Source organism: Priestia aryabhattai, from assembly GCF_023715685.1.
GTDB classification, from domain to species: domain Bacteria; phylum Bacillota; class Bacilli; order Bacillales; family Bacillaceae_H; genus Priestia; species Priestia aryabhattai_B.
This window is the reverse complement of record NZ_JAMBOQ010000029.1, coordinates 1-1,899: the sequence shown is the minus strand read 5'-3', so window position 1 is coordinate 1,899 and position 1,899 is coordinate 1. Positions and strand designations below refer to the sequence as shown.

Below are 1,899 nucleotides of genomic sequence, written 5' to 3'. Positions count from 1 at the left end.
CACCCGAAGTCGGTGGAGTAACCGTAAGGAGCTAGCCGCCTAAGGTGGGACAGATGATTGGGGTGAAGTCGTAACAAGGTAGCCGTATCGGAAGGTGCGGCTGGATCACCTCCTTTCTAAGGATTTTTACATGACGTACGTTTTGACACTTTGTTCAGTTTTGAGAGTTCAATCTCTCAATTATAGAAAGCATACTACTTTCTTCTTATTAGATAAGAAGAATTTTGGTTGCGATTGTTCTTTGAAAACTAGATAACAGTAATTGCTGAGGAAAAGTGAAACTTTTCTTTAATCAAACCAATAAATAACACAACAGTATGTTGTACCATTTATTCGCTAATGGTTAAGTTAGAAAGGGCGCACGGTGAATGCCTTGGCACTAGGAGCCGATGAAGGACGGGACTAACACCGATATGCTTCGGGGAGCTGTAAGTGAGCTTTGATCCGGAGATTTCCGAATGGGGAAACCCACTGTTCGTAATGGAACAGTATCTTTATCTGAATACATAGGATATTGAAGGCAGACCCGGGGAACTGAAACATCTAAGTACCCGGAGGAAGAGAAAGCAAATGCGATTTCCTGAGTAGCGGCGAGCGAAACGGAATTAGCCCAAACCAAGAGGCTTGCCTCTTGGGGTTGTAGGACACTCTATACGGAGTTACAAAGGAACGAAGTAAATGAAGCGACCTGGAAAGGTCCGTCGAAGAAGGTAACAACCCTGTAGTTGAAACTTCGTTCCCTCTTGAGTGGATCCTGAGTACGGCGGAACACGTGAAATTCCGTCGGAATCTGGGAGGACCATCTCCCAAGGCTAAATACTACCTAGTGACCGATAGTGAACCAGTACCGTGAGGGAAAGGTGAAAAGCACCCCGGAAGGGGAGTGAAAGAGATCCTGAAACCGTGTGCCTACAAGTAGTCAGAGCCCGTTAACGGGTGATGGCGTGCCTTTTGTAGAATGAACCGGCGAGTTACGATCCCATGCAAGGTTAAGCCGATAAGGCGGAGCCGTAGCGAAAGCGAGTCTGAATAGGGCGTTTAGTATGTGGTTGTAGACCCGAAACCAGGTGATCTACCCATGTCCAGGGTGAAGTTCAGGTAACACTGAATGGAGGCCCGAACCCACGCACGTTGAAAAGTGCGGGGATGAGGTGTGGGTAGCGGAGAAATTCCAATCGAACCTGGAGATAGCTGGTTCTCTCCGAAATAGCTTTAGGGCTAGCCTCATGTTGTAAGAGTCTTGGAGGTAGAGCACTGATTGGACTAGGGGCCCCCAACGGGTTACCGAATTCAGTCAAACTCCGAATGCCAAAGACTTATCCATGGGAGTCAGACTGCGAGTGATAAGATCCGTAGTCAAAAGGGAAACAGCCCAGACCACCAGCTAAGGTCCCCAAGTATACGTTAAGTGGAAAAGGATGTGGAGTTGCTTAGACAACCAGGATGTTGGCTTAGAAGCAGCCACCATTTAAAGAGTGCGTAATAGCTCACTGGTCGAGTGACTCTGCGCCGAAAATGTACCGGGGCTAAACGTATCACCGAAGCTGTGGATTGACATCTTAGATGTCAGTGGTAGGAGAGCGTTCTAAGTGCTGTGAAGTCAGACCGTAAGGACTGGTGGAGCGCTTAGAAGTGAGAATGCCGGTATGAGTAGCGAAAGACAAGTGAGAATCTTGTCCACCGAATGCCTAAGGTTTCCTGAGGAAGGCTCGTCCGCTCAGGGTTAGTCGGGACCTAAGCCGAGGCTGAAAAGCGTAGGCGATGGCCAACAGGTTGATATTCCTGTACCACCTCCCCGCCGTTTGAGTAATGGGGGGACGCAGTAGGATAGGGTAAGCGCGCTGCTGGATATGCGCGTTCAAGCAGTTAGGCTGATGAGTAGGCAAATCCGCTCATCAT

The 1,899-nt window shown here is 48.7% G+C and carries 2 rRNA genes; both read left to right on the top strand.

Features of this window, described 5'->3' with window-relative positions:
- Positions 1-116: ribosomal RNA gene (locus M3225_RS28715) — 16S ribosomal RNA — on the top strand; the annotation flags it as partial.
- 225 nt (positions 117-341) lie between these two features.
- Positions 342-1,899 (top strand): 23S ribosomal RNA (locus M3225_RS28710); the annotation flags it as partial.